This window comes from Gordonia alkaliphila (assembly GCF_023017165.1).
GTDB classification, from domain to species: domain Bacteria; phylum Actinomycetota; class Actinomycetes; order Mycobacteriales; family Mycobacteriaceae; genus Gordonia; species Gordonia alkaliphila.
The window spans coordinates 1,251,394-1,270,845 of sequence record NZ_JALKBW010000001.1 but is presented as its reverse complement, the minus strand read 5'-3'; the positions used below and the strand labels follow the sequence as shown (position 1 = coordinate 1,270,845).

Sequence of the window (19,452 nt, the reverse complement as noted above, 5' to 3'; positions counted from 1 at the left end):
CAATCCATTCCTTTCGCTACATGCTGTAGCGTAGTGATACCGATTGATTCATTTGTCGAAGGGTGTGCGATGCCAACGCAGCGATGGATGCGTGAGCAGTGGTGAAGCTTCGGCGATCGACCGGTCGCGGTGAGTACAGCCGGTCGCTGGGGCAGGTGGGACGCTTCGTCTTGTCGCACAAAGCGCTGGTAGCGGGCGTCTGGGTGGCTGTTGCCGTGGTGTTGGCTGTGCTGTTTCCCCAGTTGGAAACAGTTGTGCGCCAGCAATCGGTGGACCCAATTCCTAAGGGCGTGCCGTCGTTTCAGGCGCTCGATCGCATGGGCGAGGCGTTCGACGAAAAGGGCGCGAAGACCACGGTGTTCGTGGCAATGGAAGATCCGGCCGGACTCACCGAGCCCGCCCGCCAACGCTATGACGACCTCGTGGTCCGGCTCCGCGCCGACCGCGATGATGTGCAGGCCGTACGCGACCTGCTCGCCGACCCGATCACTGCCCGACAAGCGCTCAGCGAAGACGGCAAAGCCTGGTACTTGCCCGTCGGGGTCAGCGGCAGCCTCGGCGGGCCGACGGCGGCCCACGCTGTGGAATCGATCCGCGAGACCGCAGCAGAGGTCTTTACCGGCACCAGCACGACAGTCCACGTGACCGGACCAACAGCGACCTTCAGCGACCAAATCGTCACCGCTGAAAAGGATCTGGTGGTCATCACCATCGCCACCGTCGTGCTGATCGCCATAATCTTGCTGATCGTCTATCGGTCGGTGTTCACTGCGTTGCTACCGCTTCTGGTCATCGGTATCAGTCTCGCCGTAGCCCGCGGAGTCATGTCTGCGTTAGGCGAACTGGGCATGCCAGTCTCGCAATTCACCGTTGCGTTCATGACCGTCATCTTGCTCGGCGCCGGTGTGGACTATTCGGTCTTTCTGATCAGCAGATACCACGAAAGGCTGCGCCAAGGCGCCGCCGCGTCCGACGCTCTCATCGATGCCACCGCCACCATCGGACGGGTGATCCTTGCGTCGGCAAGCACTGTTGCTCTCGCGTTCTTAGCCATGGTCTTCGGGCAGCTCAGCGTCTTCGCCACCCTCGGCCCCGCCTGCGCAGTGGCGATCCTCATCGGATTCCTCGCCACCGTCACGTTGTTGCCGCCAGTGCTGCTGTGGGCTGCGCGATGGGGGTGGGGTGCCCCGCGCAAAGACCTCACGCGGCGCTACTGGAACCGCATCGCGGTCCTCGTCGTACGCCGCCCGGCGCCGTTGCTGGCCGTCAGCCTCGTCGGATTGACGATCCTGAGCGTCACCGCGCTGGGCATTCAGATCACCTACGACGACCGAGACGGTCAACCCACAACCACCGACAGCAACGAAGGTTACGCACTGCTCAACCGGCACTTCCCGCAAGACATCACCATCGCGGAATTTGTCGTCGTGGATTCGCCCACCGATCTGAGAACAACCAACGGACTTGCCGACCTTGATCAGATGGCAGCTCGGATTGCGCAGATCCCCGGCGTCACCCGTGTGGTCGGTGTCACTCGCCCGACCGGAGCCAAACTCGAACAAGCCCAACTCTCCTGGCAGAACGGGCAGATCGGCGATCGGGTGGCCGGCTCAGTGGGTGAGGGCCAAGCCCGCAAAGGTGACCTCGAACAATTGCGTTCTGGTGCAGACCAACTCGCCGACGGCCTCGAACAACTCGACATACAGATCCGCACCAATCTCACCCCACTGGCTGGCATTCTTAACCAAGTCACCACCATCGGGGCCGAAATAGGTCAATACCAACCACTTCTACAATCACTGACCGCCGCCGCACCCCAACTCGACCAAGCCGCGCAGAACGCCCCTCAGCTAGCAGCCCTGGCCGAACAGTCATCAGCCGCCATAGCCACAATCACCTCAGTGCTCCCGTTACTGGATAACTCAGCGCTGTGCACTCAACTACCCCAATGCAGCACCCTGCGCCAACAAGCCCGCGATCTCGCCGCACTCCGCGACAGCGGGTTCTTCACCCAGATCACGACACTGTCCACCCAGCTCGCGCAGATGGACACCCCCCTCACCGCGGTCACCAACCAACTCAACGCCACCGTCGCCACCCTCGAGACCACGCTGGGAACCATCGGGGCCCAAGACCTGCCAACCAAACTCGCCCAACTGCAGACCGGGGTCTCCCAACTCGCCGCCGGCTCGCGAACACTCGCCGAAGGCGTATCTGCACTCGTCGACAGCAACCTTCAACAACTCGCCGGCATGGCCACGCTCGCCGCCCAACTACAGACCACCGCGCGCGAAACCCGCGGCTCGGACTCGGCCACCGGCTTCTACTTACCCAAAGATGCTTTCGCTGACCAGCAATTCGCCGACGTTGCGCGCCAATTCATCTCCCCGGACGGACACACCGTGCGCTACGCCGTCCAGACAAGCTTCGACCCCTACAGCGCGGACGCCATGCGCCTGGCCAGCACCATCGCCACCGTCGCCAACGACGCAAAACCCAACACCACCCTGACCGACTCCACCGTCTCCGTCGCCGGCTTCCCCGCTATCAACGCCGACCTGCAACGACTGCTCACCAACGACTTCCGCCTCCTGGCCCTGGCCACCCTGGCCATCGTCGGCATCATCCTGATCATCCTGCTGCGCTCACTGGTCGCACCCATCTACCTACTCGGCACCGTCGTACTCAACTACACCGCAGCATTGGGCATAGGCGTCCTGATCTTTCAGCACATACTCCACACCGACATCGCTTGGCCTGTGCCCCTATTAGCGTTCATCGTCCTGGTAGCCGTCGGCGCCGACTACAACATGCTGCTGGTCTCACGATTGCGCGAAGAATCACATCACAACGTCCGAGTCGGAGTGCTCCGCACCGTCACCAACACCGGCTCAGTTATCACCTCAGCAGGCCTCATCTTCGCCGCCAGCATGTTCGGCCTCATCGCCGGTTCCATCGGCATCATGACCCAAGTCGGACTCATCATCGGCGTAGGCCTTCTCATCGACACCTTCATCGTCCGCACCATCGTGGTACCAGCCATCGCCACACTCCTCGGCAACGCAAGCTGGTGGCCCCAAAAGCCAACGACCCCTCCCACCCAACGCCGCCACCGACCCCACCCGCAAAGCAAACATAAAGCCGGGGGACTGCTGCACGACCAGGTGACAGTTTCGGTGTCATGCCGCTGAGGCGGCTGTGTTGATGATCGTCTCGTATTCGATCGGGGTCAACCGGCCGAGGCGGGCCTGACGACGGCGTCGGTGGTAGGTCCGTTCGATCCAGGTGACGATCGCGATCCGCAACTGCTCGCGGGTGCTCCAGCGGTGCCGGTCCAGGACGTCCTTCTGGAGGAGCGCGAAGAACGATTCCATCGCTGCGTTGTCGCCGGCGGCACCGACTCTGCCCATGGACCCAACCAGGCCGTGTCGGTTGAGCGCGGACACGAACTTCCGCGACCGGAATTGAGAGCCCCTGTCCGAATGGACAATACAACCCGAAACATCGTCCTCTCGGCAGTGCACCCATCAAATGGAAACCGACGACTCACAGAACGTCCGGACCGAATGAAGGGGGCGGCTCATGACGACTGTCGATCCGAGCAACGGCGATCCGGATGTCCGGATCGTCGAGCAGCAGTTGGTTGGGAAGACTATTCGCGGGGCCGGTTATGGGGACGACTACACCCTCTCGCTTCTACTCGACGACGAGGTTGTTCTTCAGGTGGCACCGATAGCCGACGGGTTCGAGTCCTGGTCAGTGTCGGTGCCGCCGGACTTCACGGTGGTCGGGAGTGCTGAATTCACTTAGCGCTTTGTACGGTTCGGTGATTCGGTCGAGGTGTTTCTGCCTGCACACCCCAGCGGGATCGAACCGGGCAGCGCTCGGACGCGGAAGGTCGGTTCCATATGTCCATCCGGGGTGTTTGTGCCTGAGGCTCCCGTTCGGCGAGATACTGGGGCATGACGTTGATTCCGGAACGCGCGCCCATCAGCGAGCCAGCTCCCCCGGCCGAGTCGAACGACTACCACCTGTCGGTCGGGTGTCAACGTATCCGCGTGCGCTACCGCCCGGGGGCGGGGATACCGCTCGTCCTCTGCAACGGAATCGGGGCGAGTCTGGAAATCCTCGATCCGCTGGTGGAGCAACTCGATCCGACGCGGCCGGTGGTGCGCTTCGATGCGCCCGGCACCGGTGAATCGCCGCCCTCCCTGCTGCCGTACGGCTTCCCCTATCTGGCGTGGGTGCTCGGCCGCGTGCTCGATCGCTTGGAGATCGACGTGGTGGACGTCCTCGGCTTCTCCTGGGGCGGATCTCTGGCGCAGCAGTTCGCCTTCCAGAACCCGCGCCGGTGCCGACGCCTGATCCTGGTGGGAGCCGGGACCGGCGCCGTCATGGTGCCCGGATCGCCGACGGTGCTGTCGAAGATGATGACGCCCAAGCGATTCCGCGATCCGTCGTACGGTGCGTCCATCGCGGGCGAGATCTACGGCGGGTCGGTGCGCGACAGCGGGCAGCCGGTCGCCGAACTGTTCATGCGCCCACTCCACGCCGGGTCGGGCAAGGGCTACGCGCACCAGTTGCTGGCCGGGGCCGCATGGACCTCGCTGCCGGCGCTCCCGGCCATCCGGCAGAAGACGCTGATCATCGCGGGCACCGACGACCCGATCATTCCGATGGCGAATGCGCACGTCCTCAAGATGCTGCTTCCGCGGGCCACGCTCCACGCGCACGACGGCGGGCACATCGACCTGGTGCTCAACGCCGAGGTCTTCGGCCCGGTCATCGACGGATTCCTCGGTCCCACCAAGCCCCTTCGGGGTAAGTGGACCAAGACCGCGGACGTGAAGATCACCCCGGGCGGATAGCGGGTCGATCCGGTTCGAATGGTCCGCCGCGGATCGCGGCGGACCGATGCGGCGGGGGTCAGCGCAGCCGCGCCAACGCCAGATTCGAGGTGAGGTGTCCGCCGTACAGGCCGAGGCCGATGAGCCCGGCCTTCCGTGTCTTCGGCACCGCGATCAACGCGCCGACCACCGTCTCGAAGGCGCCGTTGATCATGAGGAAACGATCGGTGTTCTTCGGAAACGCCTGTTCGGTGAGGCCGCGGAACATGTCCGGCGCGGCGAAGTGCGCCAGGCCGGTGGCGGCGAGGCCGACCCCGCCGAGCGTCGCGAGCAGATTCGAGGAACTGCACTGATCAGCGCAAGTGGAGGAAGCCACGTTGATCTCACCTTCGTTCGGCCGTCGCAGACGGCAATTGGATTCATGTCTACACAACCGGCCGCGGTCCTGCGCAGACTTCGGGCTTTGACGTGGGCTGCGGGAGTTCTACAGCTGTGCGGCGGGAATGCGCGGGAGCCGGCGGGCGATGATCAGACCGATACACGCGAGGAAGATCGCCAACAGAATGGCGGACTTGATGGCCGACATCTGCGCATCCAGATAGTTGTTGATGAGAGTATTCATTTCGTCGGCCGGGATCTGATACTGCGTGCCGATCGCCTGCAACTGGTCTTTGGCGAGGATCTCGACGCCGTCGGCCGTGGCCTTTGCGACCTGGGTCTTCGTCTGCGACGACACCGTCGGATCCGCCTGCACGGCACTGTTGAAACCGCTGCTGAGCGCGGACACCAGAAGGGCGCCGAGCAGCGCGATGCCCACCGATGTGCCGATGTTCTGCGCGGTGCCCTGCATGCCGCCGGCCTCCCCGCGCTCACGCTCGCCGATCGACGACATGATGACGTTGCCCAATTGGGAGGCCACCAGGCCGAAGCCGGCGCCGAAGACCGCCAATCCGATGGCGAAGACGATGCTCTTCATGGTCGGTTCGATGGTGGTGACCAGCAACGCCGCACCGATGAGGACGCCGAACAGCCCGATGGTCACCAGCCGCCGCGGAGACTGCGTGGTCGCGAAGCGGGGGCTGCTGAACGCGGCGATCAGCATGGCGATCGACATGGGAGCCAGGCTCAGACCGGTCTCGAAGGAGTTCTTCAGGAGGACGTACTGCAGATAGACCGGGATGACGAAGAACATGCCGCCGATGATGGATTGCTGCGCGAGCAGCATCACCAGGCCGTTGCGCAACTGCAGTTTCCGCAGCAGCGACGGATGCATCAGCGGTGTTCGGCCGCGGGCGATGACCCGATTCTCCCAGCCGACGAAGCCGTAGAGGATCAGGATTCCGGCCGCGATCATGAACGGCACCACCGAGAAGCCGAACGGGGTGATGGACTTTCCGGCGATCACCAAGGCTCCGGTCGGCTTGATGAAGCCCCACGAGCCGGCTTGGACCAGCCCGAGCACGATCAAGCCCAAGCCCAGCGCCGAGAGGGCGGTGCCGCCCCAGTCGATCGCGGTGCGCTGGGGCTTCGCGTCGTCGGCGATCAGGCGGATGCCGAGCAAGATCACGATGCAGACGACGGTCTCGCTGAAGAACACCACCCGCCAGGTGAGCGCTTCGGTGACCCAGCCGCCGATCAGCGGTCCGGCTGCTGCACCCGCGGCGGCGATACCGCCGAGCGCGCTGTAGGCGACGGCGCGGTCCTTGCCGTCGTAGTTGGCGGCGATCAACGAGATGATCGCCGGAATCACCAGGACGGCGCCCGCGCCTTCGACGAACGACCAGCCGAACAGCAGAACGCCGATGTTGGGACTGAAGGCGGTGATGAGGGAGCCGAGGCCGTACACCAGCAGCCCGATGCCGAACACGCGTCGACGGCCGAACGTGTCGCCCAGACGCCCGCCGAGCATGATGAACGATCCCATGACCAGCGTGTACAGGGTGATCGCGAGCTGCAGCTGGGTGAGCGTGGTGTCGAGGTCGGCGACTACTTGGGAGACGGAAACGTTCATCACCGTGGTGTCGAGGACCATGATGAACTGCGCGGCGCACAGAATGGCGAGGACGCCCCATCGCTTCATCGGAAAAATGCTACGCCGACCATCGTGGGCGCGGGGGTGTCTTCGCGCGACGGATTCGGCAGCTCAGCAGTCGCGGCGGGGACCGACCGACGGGGACGCCGGGAAGACCGTCGGGGGTCGGAAGCCGGCCGCGGCGAAGCGGGCGCGGACCGAGACGGTGACGGCGGGGGCGTCGTCGCGGGAGACCAGGGCGATCGCGGAGCCGCCGAAGCCGCCGCCGGTCATCCGGGCGCCGAGGGCGCCGGCGGCCCGGGCCGTGTCGACGGCGGTGTCGAGTTCGGGGACGGAGATCTCGAAGTCGTCGCGCATCGATGAGTGCGAAGCCGTCAGCAGCTCGCCGATCGCGCGCGGGCCCTGTTCGGTCAGCGCGGCGACGGTGTCGAGGACGCGCTGATTCTCGGTGACCACGTGCCGGACGCGGCGAAACACGTCTGCGTCCAGCAGTTGCGCGGCGCGCGGGAGATCGTGGACGGTCAGGTCGCGAAGGGAGGCGACGCCCAGCGACCGCGCACCGAGTTCGCAGGCCGCATGTCGTTCGCGGTAGCCGCCTGTCGAGTGCGCATGCTGCACCCGGGTGTCGATCACCAGCACTTCCAGTCCGGCGGCGGCGAAACCGGTCGGCACCGAGCGGTGCTCCAGCGAACGGCAGTCGAGGAAGGTCGCCGCGTCGGCGCGGCCCAGCATCGACGCCATCTGGTCCATGACCCCGGTGGGGGCGCCGACGGCGTCGTTCTCGGCACGACGACCGGCCTGCGCGAGGGCCACGGCGTCGAGCCCCAGCTTCCACAGGTCGTTGAGCGCGGCGGCGACGACGCCCTCGATCGCGGCCGACGAGGAGAGCCCGGCACCGACGGGGACCTCCGAGGCGATCGCGATGTCCAAACCGAGGGCCTCGACCTCGGGGCGCAGTGCACGCAGCGCCCAGGCGACGCCGAGCACATACGCCGACCATTCCGGGACACCCGGCGTCGAGCCCGGGGGAGTGGGGAACAGAGCATCGAGGTCGTCGACCCGGGCGACGACCAGGTCGTCGGCGAAGGTCGACCGGACCCGGAGCTCGCCCGTGCCGTTGCGCACGACGGCGGCGTAGGTGCGCTGCTCGATGGCGAACGGCAGCACGAAACCGTCGTTGTAGTCGGTGTGCTCGCCGATCAGGTTCACCCGGCCGGGTGCGGACCAGATTCCGTCGGGCTCGCGGCCGGTGAACTCGACCAGCAGCGCGCGGGCCGCGTCGAGCGCCGTCACGACAGCTCGCGCGGATCGGGGACCGACTCGATCGCCGTGCGCAGCCGCTGCGCCGCGACCTCCGGCAGGATCTCCGCGGTCCACGCGCCCATCGCCGCTTCCGAGCCGGCCAGGAACTTCAGCTTGTCGGCGGCCCGTCGCGGACTCGTCAGCTCCAAACGCATGCGCACCACGTCGCGCCCGACGCCGACCGGCGCCTGATGCCAGGCGGCGATGTACGGGGTCGGGGAGTCGTACAGGGCGTCGACGCCGCGCAGTAGCCGCAGATAGAGGGGAGCGAGTTCGTCGCGCTCGGCGTCGTTCAACGCCGTGAAGTCGGGCACGTGGCGGTGCGGCATCAGCTGCACTTCCAACGGCCAACGCGCCGCGAACGCGACGAACGCCGTCCAATGCTCGCCGCGGAGCACCACGCGCTCGCCCGCCTGCTCGGACTCGAGGACCCGCGTCATCAGGTCGTCCCCGTCGGCCGCAATGCTGCGCAGCAGGGTCTGCGTCCGCGGCGTCACGTACGGGTAGGCGTAGATCTGGCCGTGCGGATGCGGCAGCGTCACGCCGATTGCCTCGCCGCGGTTCTCGAACGGAAACACCTGCTCGACGCCCGGCAGTGCGGACAGCGCGGCGGTCCGGTCCGCCCACGCCTCGATCACCGTGCGTGCCCGCGTCACCGACTGCGTTCCGAACGAGCCGGTGTGCTCGGGACTGAAGCACACCACCTCGCACCGGCCCACGCTGGTGCGCGACCGGTCCAGCACTGTCTCGTCGTGCAGCTCGTCGACACCGACCGCGGCCAGCGCGGGACCGAACGCCGGCGACCGATTCTCGAACACCGCGACGTCGTAGTGCGACGGCACCTCGGACGGATTGGTCGGCGACTGCGGCGCGAGGGGGTCGGCGTCGGAGCTCGGCATCAGGACGCGGTTCTGCCGTCCGGTGGCGAAGGTGATCCAGTCGCCGGACAGCACGTCCCGGCGCATGGCGGCCGTGACCGGTCGTTCGACGACGGGGCGCGCGTCGGCACGCCGCTCGGGCCCGAGGCGAGTGCCGGGGTCGTCGTAGTAGATCAGTTCGCGACCGTCGGACAGCCGGGTGCTCCGTTTGACGACACCGGCGCCCAGCGTCGTCGCGGGCAACGGGTCGGGACTCACGGGTTCGCTACGAGGCGAAGACGTAGGTGTCGTTGACGAATCCGCTCGCGGCACCGGAGAACGCGACCCCGGAGGCGGTGCGCGCACCGAGCAGCTTGTGCAGCAGGGTGTCCGGCGCCACCGTCACGGTGCCGACGCCCACCGCGGGTGTGCCGATCCGCAGGTTGGAGTTGGTGGTCACCACGAACTCGCCGTCCTTGTTCTTGGTCCACAGCTGGTACACGACGCCCGGATTGGGCACCTCGACACCGGTGGGCAGGAGGTACGGCGTGAGGTCGGCGCGGGCGGACGTCGGGGCCAGCTGGCCGCCCGCGGTGGCCGTCATCACGCGCGGGATCGAGCCGACCGATCCGCGATCGAGGGTGATCGGGGCGAGTTCCGTCGGGTATCCGACGGCCGCCTTGGTGTCCGACAGCAGGCGGTTGGTGTCCAGCTGGGACAGCATGTACATGTTCTCGGTCACCAGGTCGGGCAGCTGGCGGGACTCGGCCTTGGTTGGCGGCACGATCGACAGCGCCGCCTCCGACAGTGCGAAGGCGCCGATCTTCGTTCCGTTCACCGTCGCACTGGCGCAGCGCGACGACTCCACGAGGAGCGTCGCCGTGGGAGCGAGTCGGAACCCCTTGGGCAGCAACGCTTGTGCCCGGGCCTGCTGAGCCGGCGACAGGCTGATCGTCACACCGAGGTTCTCGCAGTTCTTCGAGACGACGGTGGCGACCCGCTCCGCTCGCGGTGCTGCCTGGGCTGTTGCGGCCAGGCCCGTCGTCGCTACGGCCGCGACACAGGCGGCGCCGATCCACGTGGTCGCGCGGTGCAGCACGGGTCCTCCAGAGGTTGATGAGTGTTTTAGGCGTTTCTCCCCAGCGGTGAAGGCTACGCCACTACGGTGATGGCGGTGGGGGGCCAAGTCACACGTAATCACCGCTGAGATGGTAGTTACCGCCAAGTAACGCTAAGGTGAGCGTCGTTAGTCCTGAATCTCGGGGCCGCGCCCGTATCGCCGACCTCGGTCGATGACTGCGAAGCGCCAACCGACGTTCGTGTCACGTCATCGATCCGGAGAAGTGCATGACCACCGAGCAACCGAAACCCAAGATGCAGCGATCGCGGCTGATCCGCTTGATCGTCGCCATCGCGGTGACCATTCCGCTTGTCATCTCGGCCGTCTACATGTGGGCGCTGTGGGACCCGACCAAGAAGGTCGACGAGATGCCCATCGCCATCGTGAACAGCGATGTCGGCTTCGGCGAGGGCGCCGATCGGGTGGACGCCGGTCAAGGCGTCGCCGAGAACCTCGTCAAGAGCGGCGCGCTCGGCTTCGAGCTGGTCGACGAGCAGAAGGCGTACGAGGGCCTCCGCGCCGGCGACTACTACTTCGTGATCCAGATCCCCAAGGACTTCAGTGAGAGCCTCGCGAATATCGCGACGGTCACCGAAGCTCCGGCGCTGATCTCGGTGACCTTCAACGACTACAACACGTTGAAGGCGTCGTCGATCGGTGGATCGGCGATGGAGAAGATCCAGCAGTCCGTCCTCAAGGGCGTCGCCGCGACGACGGTCGGCACCCTGGTCGACGGCGTGCAGAGCCTCGGCGACGGTCTGCGGACCGCCGCGGACGGCTCCACCCAGCTCGCGGACGGCACCACGACGCTGCGCGAAGGCATCGAAAACGAGCTGGCGCCGGGCGTCGGCCAGGCCACCGAAGGCGCGGGCAAGCTCGCGACCGGTGCGGGCACTCTGTCGCAGGGCCTCTACACCCTGCAGGCGGGCACCGACAAACTCGGTGACGGCGCCACCCAGATCGCCGACGGTATCGAGCGACTGACCGGCCGGATCCCGCTTGCCCAGGTGGAGCAGCTGCTGCAGCAGGCCAAGGCCGCACTGCCGAACGCCTCGCAGTTGGACACCGTGATCGAGCTCATCGAGGGCCTGAAGGCTCTGCAGGCGGGTAGCCGCCAGGTGGCCAACGAGCTCACCGACCCGAACGCTCAGTACCGCGGCGGCCTGAACAAGCTGGTCGACGGCGGCGCGCAGCTGTCCAGCGGCGCAGGCGAACTCTCCGCCGGCATGGTCAAGATCGACGCCGGTGTCGCCAAACTCGCCGACGGCGCACGCCAGCTCGACGAGGGTGCGGGCAAGCTCAGCACCGGCCTGAACGACGGTGCCGAGCAGGCCCCGGACTTCGGTGACCAGGATCGTCGCACTTCGCTGGCCAAGCTGATCTCGACTCCGGTCGGCAAGGAATACAAGCACGTCGCACAGGCCCAGTTCAACGGTCCCGGCGCGATGGTGGTGCTGCTGATCATCATCACCATGCTGATCCCGATCGTGGTGTTCATGAGCTTCCGCGGGCATCGCTTCATCACCGACAACGAAGCTCCGCGCAGCGTCCGGGACATCGCCCGCCGCGGCGTGGCCGTGGGAGCCATCAGCCTGCTGGCCGTGTGGGTGGCCGCCGCGCTCGTCTGGTTCTTCATGCTGTCGCCGTCGCCCGATCCGGTCAGCCTCTGGCAGGTGTACCTGATCACCGCGGCAGGCACCTTGATGAACGTCGCCTTGATATCGGTGCTGTTCACGTTGTTCGGCTACGTGGTGGGTGCGGTGACGTCGTTGGCGTGGATGATGTTGCAACTGTTCTCCTACGGCGGCATCTGGATGTACCAGACCGTTCCGGCGCCGTTCCAGTGGCTGCACTGGATCTCGCCGATGACACTGATCCAGAAGGGTTACACCGCCGGCTTCAACGGTGTGTCCGGGTTCTGGCCGGCCTTCGTCAGCATCATCGTGATCGGTGTGGTGGCCGCGGGCATCACCTTCGCGATCGTCCAGTGGCAGAACAAGCGCTATCAGTCGCTCACTGCCCCGGGCTCCGGCGGTGACGCGGACACGGAGATCCTGACGCCGACGCACTAGGTCGCGCAGATCACTGACTCCCGGCGAGGGGTGGGTTCTTCCCGCCCCTCGCCGGGAGTTTCGCATCGGCGCCGAAAGTGCGCCGCGCCTCACCTTGACCCGACGAGAAGTGCAGGCCACGATAGATACGAGGACGTTAGAGTTTCTCGTCCGGCCATCGTCGCATTCACGTCAAGGAGTTCTGCATGCCCCAGCCCGACCAGGACCAGAAGGTCATCGCTGCGGTGTCGGACGGGATCGGCTCGTTGACGCTGAACCGGCCGTCGTCGATCAACGCGCTCGATCACGACATGGTCGGCCTGATGGTGGAAAGCCTGAACGCCTGGGCTGACGACCCGCAGATCCGAGCCGTGCTGGTCTCCGGCGCCGGTCCGCGCGGGCTGTGCGCAGGCGGCGACATCGTCGCCATCCACCGGGACGCCGCCGCCTTGGCCGGGACCGACGACGCCGCCGCGACCGCGAGCGGCTCGGCCGAGTTCTGGCGCGACGAGTACCGATTGAACGCCGACATCGCCGAATACCCCAAGCCCTACATCGCCCTGATGGACGGCATCGTGATGGGCGGCGGCGTCGGTATCTCGGCGCACGCCAACACCCGCGTGGTCACCGACCGCACCCGCCTGGCCATGCCGGAAGTCGGGATCGGACTCGTGCCCGACGTCGGCGGCACCTGGCTGCTCGCGCACGTACCCGACCAGCTGGGCACCTACGTGGCGCTGACCTCGGCACCGCTCGACGGGGCCGACGCGATAGCGTGCGGCGTCGCCGATCACTACATGCCGGCCGAGCAGCTCGACGCCTTCCGCGCGGCCCTGGCCGCGGGCACCGTCGAGCAGGCTCTGGCCGACTTCGCCGTCACCCCGCCCACCTCCAAGCTGGCCGCCCAGCGCGAGTGGATCGCGGCAGCCTTCGCCGCCGACTCGGTGCGCGAGATCGTCGCCAACTGCCGGGCCGCCGGACACGACGACGTGGCCGACACCATCGAATCCAAGTCGCCCACCGCGCTGTCGGTGACGCTGGCGGCACTGCGGGCTGCGGCCGGCGAGTCGTCGTTGCGCGAAGCGCTGGTGCGCGAATACCGCACGTCGGTGCGTTGCCTGCAGCACCCGGACCTCGCCGAGGGCATTCGCGCCCAGGTGATCGACAAGGACCGCACGCCCACCTGGCAGCCGAGCACCCTCGCCGAGGTCGGCGCCGACACCGTCGCGGGTTTCGCCGCGCCGCTGGCCGCCGACCTCGAACTGACCTACTGAACCCCGGAATCACGAGCCCCGAACGAGCAGGAGAACCCGCATGTCTGAGACCACCTACGCCACGATCCTCGTCGAGCAGCGCGACCGCGTCGGCGTGATCACGCTGAACCGTCCGAAGGCGCTGAACGCCCTGAACACCGAGGTGATGCACGACGTCGTGGCCGCAGCCCAGGCGTTCGACGTCGATCCGTCGGTGGGCGCGATCGTGATCACCGGTTCCGATCGTGCGTTCGCCGCCGGCGCGGACATCAAGGAGATGTCGGAGAAGGGCTACAGCGACATGCTCTCCGAGCAGTTCTTCGTCGGCTGGGATGCGTTGGCGGCGCTGCGCACCCCGACGATCGCCGCGGTCAACGGGTACGCCCTCGGCGGTGGCTGCGAGCTGGCGATGATGTGCGACCTGATGATCGCCGGTGATTCGGCGGTGTTCGGGCAGCCGGAGATCAACCTCGGCGTGATCCCGGGTATCGGCGGCTCGCAGCGGCTCACGCGTGCGATTGGCAAGGCCAAGGCGATGGACATGATGCTGACCGGTCGGCAGATGAAGGCCGACGAGGCCGATCGCCTCGGGCTGGTCTCGCGACTGGTGCCCGCCGACACGACGCTGGAGGTCGCGTTGGACGTGGCGGCGGAGATCGCGAGCAAGTCGTTCGTGGCGTCGTCGCTGGCGAAGGAAGCGGTGAACCGGTCGTTCGAGTCGGGCCTGCTCGAGGGCATCCGGGTGGAGCGGGGCCTGTTCTACTCGACCTTCGCAACCGACGATCAGACCGAGGGCATGGCGGCGTTCGTGGAGAAGCGCAAGCCGAACTTCACCCACCGCTGATCCGCCAGCGCACGACACCGGGCGCGCCGGAGGAACCAATAGGGTCTCCGGCGCGCCCGCCGTCGTTGCGATGCGGCCGATTCCGCGGGGCGGCGATCGCCAGCGGGACGGCAGGTCGGGGCGCTCATCCCCGGGCGGGAGACCGCCGTTCCCGAACCTGGTTGAGCACGAGCGCGACGAAGACCACGGTCGCGGTCATCGCGCCCACGCCGAGGGCCACGGTGATGCCGTGCTGGCCCGGGTTCGCGGCGAGGATCGACGCCACGATGGCGCTGCCGACCGCGCCGCCGACCGTGCGCAGCACCTGGTTGAAGCTGACCGCGCTGCCCACCTCGAAGATCGCGACGCTGCGGGCGATCAATGTCGGCATCGCGGCATACGCCGCACCCATCCCGAGGCCGAACAGCAGCATGCCGAGCAGTACTTGCCACAGTTCGTCGTTGGTGAGCCAGAGCATGAGGGCGGCGGCCGCCATCAACGAGGCGCCGGCCGGAAGCATGGTCGTCATCGATCCGGGGCCGAGGCGTCGAACGAAGCGATTGCCGGCGAGGCTGCCCACCGACAGCGGCAGCATCACGAAACCGGCCCAGAACAGCGGCAGTTCGAGGCCGTAGCCGGTCGCCTGCTTCGCCTGCGCGATGATCGAGACGATCGACAGGCTCATGTACATCGCGGCGCCGAGGCCGATCGCGGTGAGGTTGGCGAGCAGCACGTCGGGCGACTTGACCACGCGCAGGTTGATCAACGGATCGCTGGAGCGCAGTTCCACCAGCGTCCAGGCGACAAGGCAGAGCACGCCGGCGAGTGCGGCGAGGATCGTCGGCGCCGACGCCCAGCCCCAGTGCGAGCCCTGGCTGATGGCGATCAGCACGCCCGCCATGCCGATGGACAGCAGAGCCGCCCCGGCGGTGTCGAACGGGCGCGAACGCCCCTCCGCGCCGTCGGCGGGCACCCACTTGGCGACGACCACGATCGCGGTCAGCACGAAGACGCTCGCGAACCAGAACGCGACGCGGAAGTCGAGCAGGCTCGCGAGGATGCCGGTCAACGGGTAGCCGAGGCCCAGTCCGGTGGCCACGGTGACCGACAGCGTGGAGATCGCCGGGTCGGCCTTGCCTTCGCCGAGGTGGCGGCGCGCCAACACGATGGTCACCGGCACGATGCCGTACGTGAGGCCCTGCAGTGCGCGGCCCAGCAGGAAGACGCCGAAGTTGGTGGCCGCACCGGCGATGATCGAGCCGATCAGAATGATGGCGAGCGAGTACAGCAGCAGCTTCTTGGTGTTCCGGCCGTCGGACAGGCGGCCCATGATCGGGGTCGCCACGGCGCCGACCAGCAGGTTCAACGTCAGCATCCACTGGGCGGCACTCACGGACACCTGAAAGCCGGCGGCGATCGAGGGCACCAGGAGCATGCCCAGCGAACTCACGATCGACGTCGTGAGTGCCGCGTAGATGAGACTGGGGACGAGCGTCCGCGGCGGGGTCATCAGGTAGCCGCCCCGGACCGGTCGGTGCGCGGGGCGGAGGGGTGAGTCACGTCTTCCGTTGTACCCCCGGGCGGTCACAGACCGTGCATCGGGCCGGTGTCGGGCACTGTGAGACGCTGACAGCCGAGTTCGATTCAGACGAAAGAGGCGCAGATGCAGATCCAGGACCGAGTGTTCGTGGTGACCGGGGCGGGCAACGGCATCGGTCGGTGCGTGGCCGTCGAGTTGCTGGCGCGGGGCGGCCGCGTCGCCGCTGCGGACCTGAGCGAAGCGGGTCTGGCGAGTCTGGCCGAGGAGACCGCCGCCGGGGACCGACTGTCCACGCACCTGTTGAACGTCGCCGATTCGGAGGCCGTCGCGGCGCTCCCGGCGCAGGTCGTCGAGGCACACGGGCAGGTCGACGGTCTGTTCAACATCGCCGGGATCGCGCAGAACTTCGAGAGCGCCGCGGGCATCCCGGAGGCGCGGATGCAGCAGATCCTGGACGTGAATTTCTACGGCACCGTCGAACTGACGCGCGCGTTCCTGCCGCTGCTGGAGGCCCGTCCCGAGGGGGGCGTCGTGATGGTCACCGCGAGCCTGGCGGCGATGGTGCCGGTCCCGGGTGCCGCGACCTACGGTGCGTCGAAGGCGGCCGTCGCCGCGTTCGGTTACGGGCTCAAGCAGGATCTGCGCAACGCCAAGTCGAAGGTCACCGTCACCACGGTGCTGCCCGGCACCATCTGGACCGACCTGGTCCGGGAGAGCGCGCAGACGCTCGGCACCCCGGAGGTCGTCGCGAAGACTTTCGCCATGCGCGCGGAGAAGGCGGCGCACCGGATGATCGAGACGACGATGAAGGGCCGCGGCCGCGTGGTGATCGGCAAGGACGCGCACGTCTTCGACGTGCTGGGTCGGTTCAGCACCAACCTCGCCGAGCGGGTGTCGTACCTGCAGGTGGCGAGCTTCGTATACAAGGACCGGTAGGACGGTCGACGTCGGCTCGGCCTACGTCCAGAAGGCGAAGCCGATCGCGACGACGACGATCAGGCCGGTCAGCGCCCAGATGGGCCACGGTCCCGGGAGCGGCCCGCCGAGTTTGAGTGCGCGGTCGATCTCGTACCAGCGCAGCGCGCCGACGATCGCGGTCGCGGCGCCGACGATGAGCAATGCGATGCCGAGTCCGGTGCGTGTGCCGCTCTGGCCCATCGGCTCGAGGAGATGGAGCACCGCGACGCCGGCGGCGATCAGGCCCAGCGCGGTCCGCAACCACGCCAGCATGGTGCGTTCGGAGGCGAGGGTGAAACGCGCGTCGACGGCGCCGGGCAGCAGGTCGGGGCCGTCCGGACCACTGTCGTGATCCATCGGGGGTGGCTGATCCGTACCGCTCATCGTCGATCCCCTCGTATATCAGGTGGGCGCTTTTCAGCGTGCCATAGGTCCCAAACAAGAACGTGTGTCAGTGTGAAAGTCTCTGAAGTGAGAACCATTTCCGAGAGGACGCTGCTATGTCAGATTTGAGTGAATACGGTCCGTGGGCGGTCATCGCCGGAGGCTCCGAAGGCGTGGGGCGAGCCTTTGCCGAGCAACTCGCTGACGCCGGTGTGAACCTGGTGCTGATCGCGCGCAAGCCCGGTCCGCTGGAAGAGACGGCCGAAGCGGTGCGGGCGCGCGGCGTGGGGGTACGGACGCTGTCGGCCGACCTCACCGATCGGGCGGCGATCACCGCGATCCAGGAGCTCACCGTCGACCTCGAAGTGGGTCTGTTGATCTACAACGCGGGCGCCAACTCGTACGGCAACGAGTTCATCTCCGGCGACCTGGACGGTTTCCAGCAGGTGATCGATCTGAACATCACCGCGCCACTGGCACTGGTCCGCCACTACGGCGCGGCCATGGCCGAAGCCAAGCGCGGCGGCATCCTGCTGGTCGGCTCGATGAGCGGTTACCTGGGCGGTCCGACGCTGAGCGTGTACTCCGGCGTCAAGGCGTTCGGTCGTGCGTGGGCCGAGTCGCTGTGGCTCGAGATGCGCGAATACGAGGTCGACGTGCTGGAGCTGGTGCTCGGCGTCACCCGCACCCCGGCGATGGCGCGGGCCGGCCTGGACTTCGACGTCCCCGGCATCGACGCCGCCGATCCGGACGACGTGGCGCGCGAGGGCCTCGCGAACCTGAAGAACGGTCCGATCCACATCGCCGGCGGCAACGAGGCGCGGGTGCATGCGAGCAGCGGGCACAATCGTGCCGAACTGCTGCTGGGCCAGCAGCGCATGATGAAGAAGCTCCTCGCTCGCGTCCCACGCGGTGGAGCGGAGGCCTGACGTGCGAGTGGGGTTGGCGACGCCGATCGTCACCCGGCTGCCCGGGGTGGTCTCCGATTGGGAGGCCACCGCCGGACCGGCCGAATTGGCGCGCATCGCCCAGGCGGCCGACCGCCTGGGCTTCGCGCATCTCACGTGCAGTGAGCACGTCGCAGTGCCGACCCCCATCGCCGCCGAGCGCGGCGGCACGTACTGGGATCCGTTGTCCACCTTCGGTTTTCTCGCCGGACAGACGCAGCGGATCCGCTTCTTCACCCAGGTGCTGGTGCTCGGTTATCACCACCCGTTGGAGATCGCCAAGCGCTACGGCACGCTCGATCTGGTCAGCGGCGGACGCGTCACTCTCGGCCTGGGTGTCGGTTCCCTGAAGGAGGAGTTCGAGCTCCTCGAGGTGCCTTTCGCTGGGCGCGGTGCGCGCGCCGACGACGCGATCCGTGCCCTTCGTGCGTCCTTCGGGACTGCTGAACCGGAATACTCCGGCGACCACTACAGCTTCGGCGGCATGCAGGTGGATCCGCATCCGAGCGCCGCCGGGATGCCGCTGTGGATCGGCGGGCAGACGCCGCGTTCGCTCCAGCGCGCGGTGGAGCTCGGCGACGGCTGGACGCCGTTCGCGCTCGGCCGTCGGCAGGTGCGGGAGATGCTCGACGCGGTGTCGCCGCCGTCGGGCTTCGATGTGGTGTTGGCGACCCCGCCGCTCGATCCGATCGGCGACCCCGACGGTGCGGCCCGCGCGTTGCACAATGCCGTCGGCGCCGGTGCCACGGTGATCAACGCCGCGGTGCGCGCGACCTCGGCGGACAACTACGTGGCCGCGCTGGAGGCGCTGGCCCCGCTCGCGGAACTGGAGACGGCATGAGTCACCTCGAAGCCCGGTTGGCGGCCCTCGAAGCTCGGCTGCAACTGCTCGAAGACGAACGCGAGATCGCGGCGCTGATCTCCTCGTACGGTCCGCTGGTGGACGACGGCGCCGACGCCGACGTGGCGGCGCTCTGGCTCGACGACGGCGTCTACGAGGTGGACGCCTACCTGATGGACGGGGCCGCGGCGGTCGCCGAGATGGTCCGCTCCGCGCCGCACCAGGGCCTCATCGCCGGCGGCTGCGCGCACTTCCAGGGGCCGTCGCACGTGCAGGTCGACGGTGATTCCGCCGTGGCTGTCGGATACTCGTTGCTCATCACGCATCGGGCCACGGAATCGGGCAGCCCGCGCTTCGCCGTCGCCCGTGCCACCGCCAATCATTGGGCGCTGCAACGGGTTTCGGGCACGTGGCGGGTGGAGCGTCGGACCAGCCGTCTGATCGACGGCCAGGCCGCCGCCCACGAGCTGGTGGCCGGGCCGCTCAAAGCCTGAGCTC

The 19,452-nt window shown here is 67.4% G+C and carries 17 protein-coding genes and 1 pseudogene; 10 read left to right on the top strand and 8 right to left on the bottom strand.

The features are described from left to right. Positions 1–98 precede the first annotated feature (98 nt). Positions 99–3,191, top strand: coding sequence for an MMPL/RND family transporter (locus MUG78_RS05620; RefSeq protein WP_246992978.1), 3,093 nt, complete (start codon positions 99–101; stop codon positions 3,189–3,191). Here the strand turns inward: MUG78_RS05620 and MUG78_RS05615 are convergent. Beyond that, positions 3,180–3,491, bottom strand: a pseudogene (locus tag MUG78_RS05615) (integrase core domain-containing protein); the annotation flags it as partial. The gene MUG78_RS05620 and the pseudogene MUG78_RS05615 sit on opposite strands and share 12 nt — an antisense overlap. Before the next feature lie 91 nt (positions 3,492–3,582). Here MUG78_RS05615 and MUG78_RS05610 point away from each other — a divergent pair. Both MUG78_RS05610 and MUG78_RS05605 read left to right on the top strand, forming a co-directional pair. Next, a complete protein-coding gene (locus tag MUG78_RS05610; RefSeq protein ID WP_246992976.1) occupies positions 3,583–3,810 on the top strand; it encodes a DUF6188 family protein in 228 nt (75 codons plus the stop codon). Positions 3,811–3,962: 152 nt separating this feature from the next. Next, positions 3,963–4,868: an alpha/beta fold hydrolase gene (locus MUG78_RS05605; protein WP_246992974.1), complete on the top strand. Its 906-nt coding sequence runs from the start codon at positions 3,963–3,965 to the stop codon at positions 4,866–4,868. Between the two features lie 58 nt (positions 4,869–4,926). Here MUG78_RS05605 and MUG78_RS05600 read toward each other — a convergent pair whose 3' ends face one another. From MUG78_RS05600 to MUG78_RS05580, 5 genes are all read right to left on the bottom strand, one after another. Then, a complete protein-coding gene (locus MUG78_RS05600; protein ID WP_246992972.1) occupies positions 4,927–5,223 on the bottom strand; it encodes a DoxX-related protein in 297 nt (98 codons plus the stop codon). Positions 5,224–5,331: 108 nt separating this feature from the next. Next, positions 5,332–6,927 carry an MFS transporter gene (locus tag MUG78_RS05595; protein ID WP_246992970.1) on the bottom strand — a complete coding sequence of 532 codons (1,596 nt, stop codon included), beginning with the start codon at positions 6,925–6,927 and terminating at the stop codon, positions 5,332–5,334. A 63-nt stretch (positions 6,928–6,990) separates the two neighbouring features. Next, on the bottom strand, positions 6,991–8,172 hold the full coding sequence (gene galK, locus MUG78_RS05590; RefSeq protein ID WP_246992968.1) for a galactokinase: 1,182 nt from the start codon (positions 8,170–8,172) through the stop codon (positions 6,991–6,993). Beyond that, positions 8,169–9,317 (bottom strand): galactose-1-phosphate uridylyltransferase, encoded by a 1,149-nt coding sequence (galT, locus tag MUG78_RS05585; RefSeq protein ID WP_246992965.1) that lies wholly within the window; start codon positions 9,315–9,317, stop codon positions 8,169–8,171. The genes galK and galT overlap by 4 nt, the downstream gene beginning before the upstream one ends. A 7-nt stretch (positions 9,318–9,324) precedes the next feature. Continuing rightward, a complete protein-coding gene (locus MUG78_RS05580) occupies positions 9,325–10,137 on the bottom strand; it encodes a hypothetical protein (RefSeq protein ID WP_246992963.1) in 813 nt (270 codons plus the stop codon). A gap of 248 nt (positions 10,138–10,385) precedes the next feature. Here MUG78_RS05580 and MUG78_RS05575 point away from each other — a divergent pair, with 248 nt between their 5' ends. From MUG78_RS05575 to MUG78_RS05565, 3 genes are all read left to right on the top strand, one after another. Then, a complete protein-coding gene (locus MUG78_RS05575) occupies positions 10,386–12,230 on the top strand; it encodes a YhgE/Pip family protein (protein WP_246992961.1) in 1,845 nt (614 codons plus the stop codon). Positions 12,231–12,415: 185 nt separating this feature from the next. Beyond that, positions 12,416–13,483: an enoyl-CoA hydratase/isomerase family protein gene (locus MUG78_RS05570; protein WP_246992959.1), complete on the top strand. Its 1,068-nt coding sequence runs from the start codon at positions 12,416–12,418 to the stop codon at positions 13,481–13,483. Positions 13,484–13,523: 40 nt separating this feature from the next. Next, complete coding sequence (locus MUG78_RS05565; protein WP_246992957.1) at positions 13,524–14,306, top strand: enoyl-CoA hydratase; 783 nt, start codon at positions 13,524–13,526, stop codon at positions 14,304–14,306. A 124-nt stretch (positions 14,307–14,430) separates the two neighbouring features. On the opposite strand, the gene MUG78_RS05560 is transcribed toward MUG78_RS05565, so the two are convergent. Next, a complete protein-coding gene (locus tag MUG78_RS05560; RefSeq protein ID WP_246992954.1) occupies positions 14,431–15,795 on the bottom strand; it encodes an MFS transporter in 1,365 nt (454 codons plus the stop codon). A gap of 153 nt (positions 15,796–15,948) precedes the next feature. On the opposite strand from MUG78_RS05560, the gene MUG78_RS05555 reads away from it, so the two are divergent. After that, entirely contained in the window at positions 15,949–16,761 is an 813-nt protein-coding gene (locus MUG78_RS05555; protein ID WP_246992952.1) for an SDR family NAD(P)-dependent oxidoreductase, read from the top strand. A 21-nt stretch (positions 16,762–16,782) separates the two neighbouring features. Here MUG78_RS05555 and MUG78_RS05550 read toward each other — a convergent pair whose 3' ends face one another. Then, a complete protein-coding gene (locus MUG78_RS05550; RefSeq protein WP_246992950.1) occupies positions 16,783–17,166 on the bottom strand; it encodes a YidH family protein in 384 nt (127 codons plus the stop codon). Positions 17,167–17,282: 116 nt separating this feature from the next. Here MUG78_RS05550 and MUG78_RS05545 point away from each other — a divergent pair, with 116 nt between their 5' ends. The 3 genes from MUG78_RS05545 to MUG78_RS05535 are packed head-to-tail and all read left to right on the top strand — an operon-like array spanning position 17,283 to position 19,448. Next, a complete protein-coding gene (locus tag MUG78_RS05545) occupies positions 17,283–18,095 on the top strand; it encodes an SDR family NAD(P)-dependent oxidoreductase (protein ID WP_246992947.1) in 813 nt (270 codons plus the stop codon). A 1-nt stretch (position 18,096) separates the two neighbouring features. Then, on the top strand, positions 18,097–18,954 hold the full coding sequence (locus MUG78_RS05540) for an LLM class F420-dependent oxidoreductase (RefSeq protein ID WP_246992945.1): 858 nt from the start codon (positions 18,097–18,099) through the stop codon (positions 18,952–18,954). Further along, a complete protein-coding gene (locus tag MUG78_RS05535) occupies positions 18,951–19,448 on the top strand; it encodes a nuclear transport factor 2 family protein (protein ID WP_246992943.1) in 498 nt (165 codons plus the stop codon). The genes MUG78_RS05540 and MUG78_RS05535 overlap by 4 nt, the downstream gene beginning before the upstream one ends. Positions 19,449–19,452: the final 4 nt, after the last annotated feature.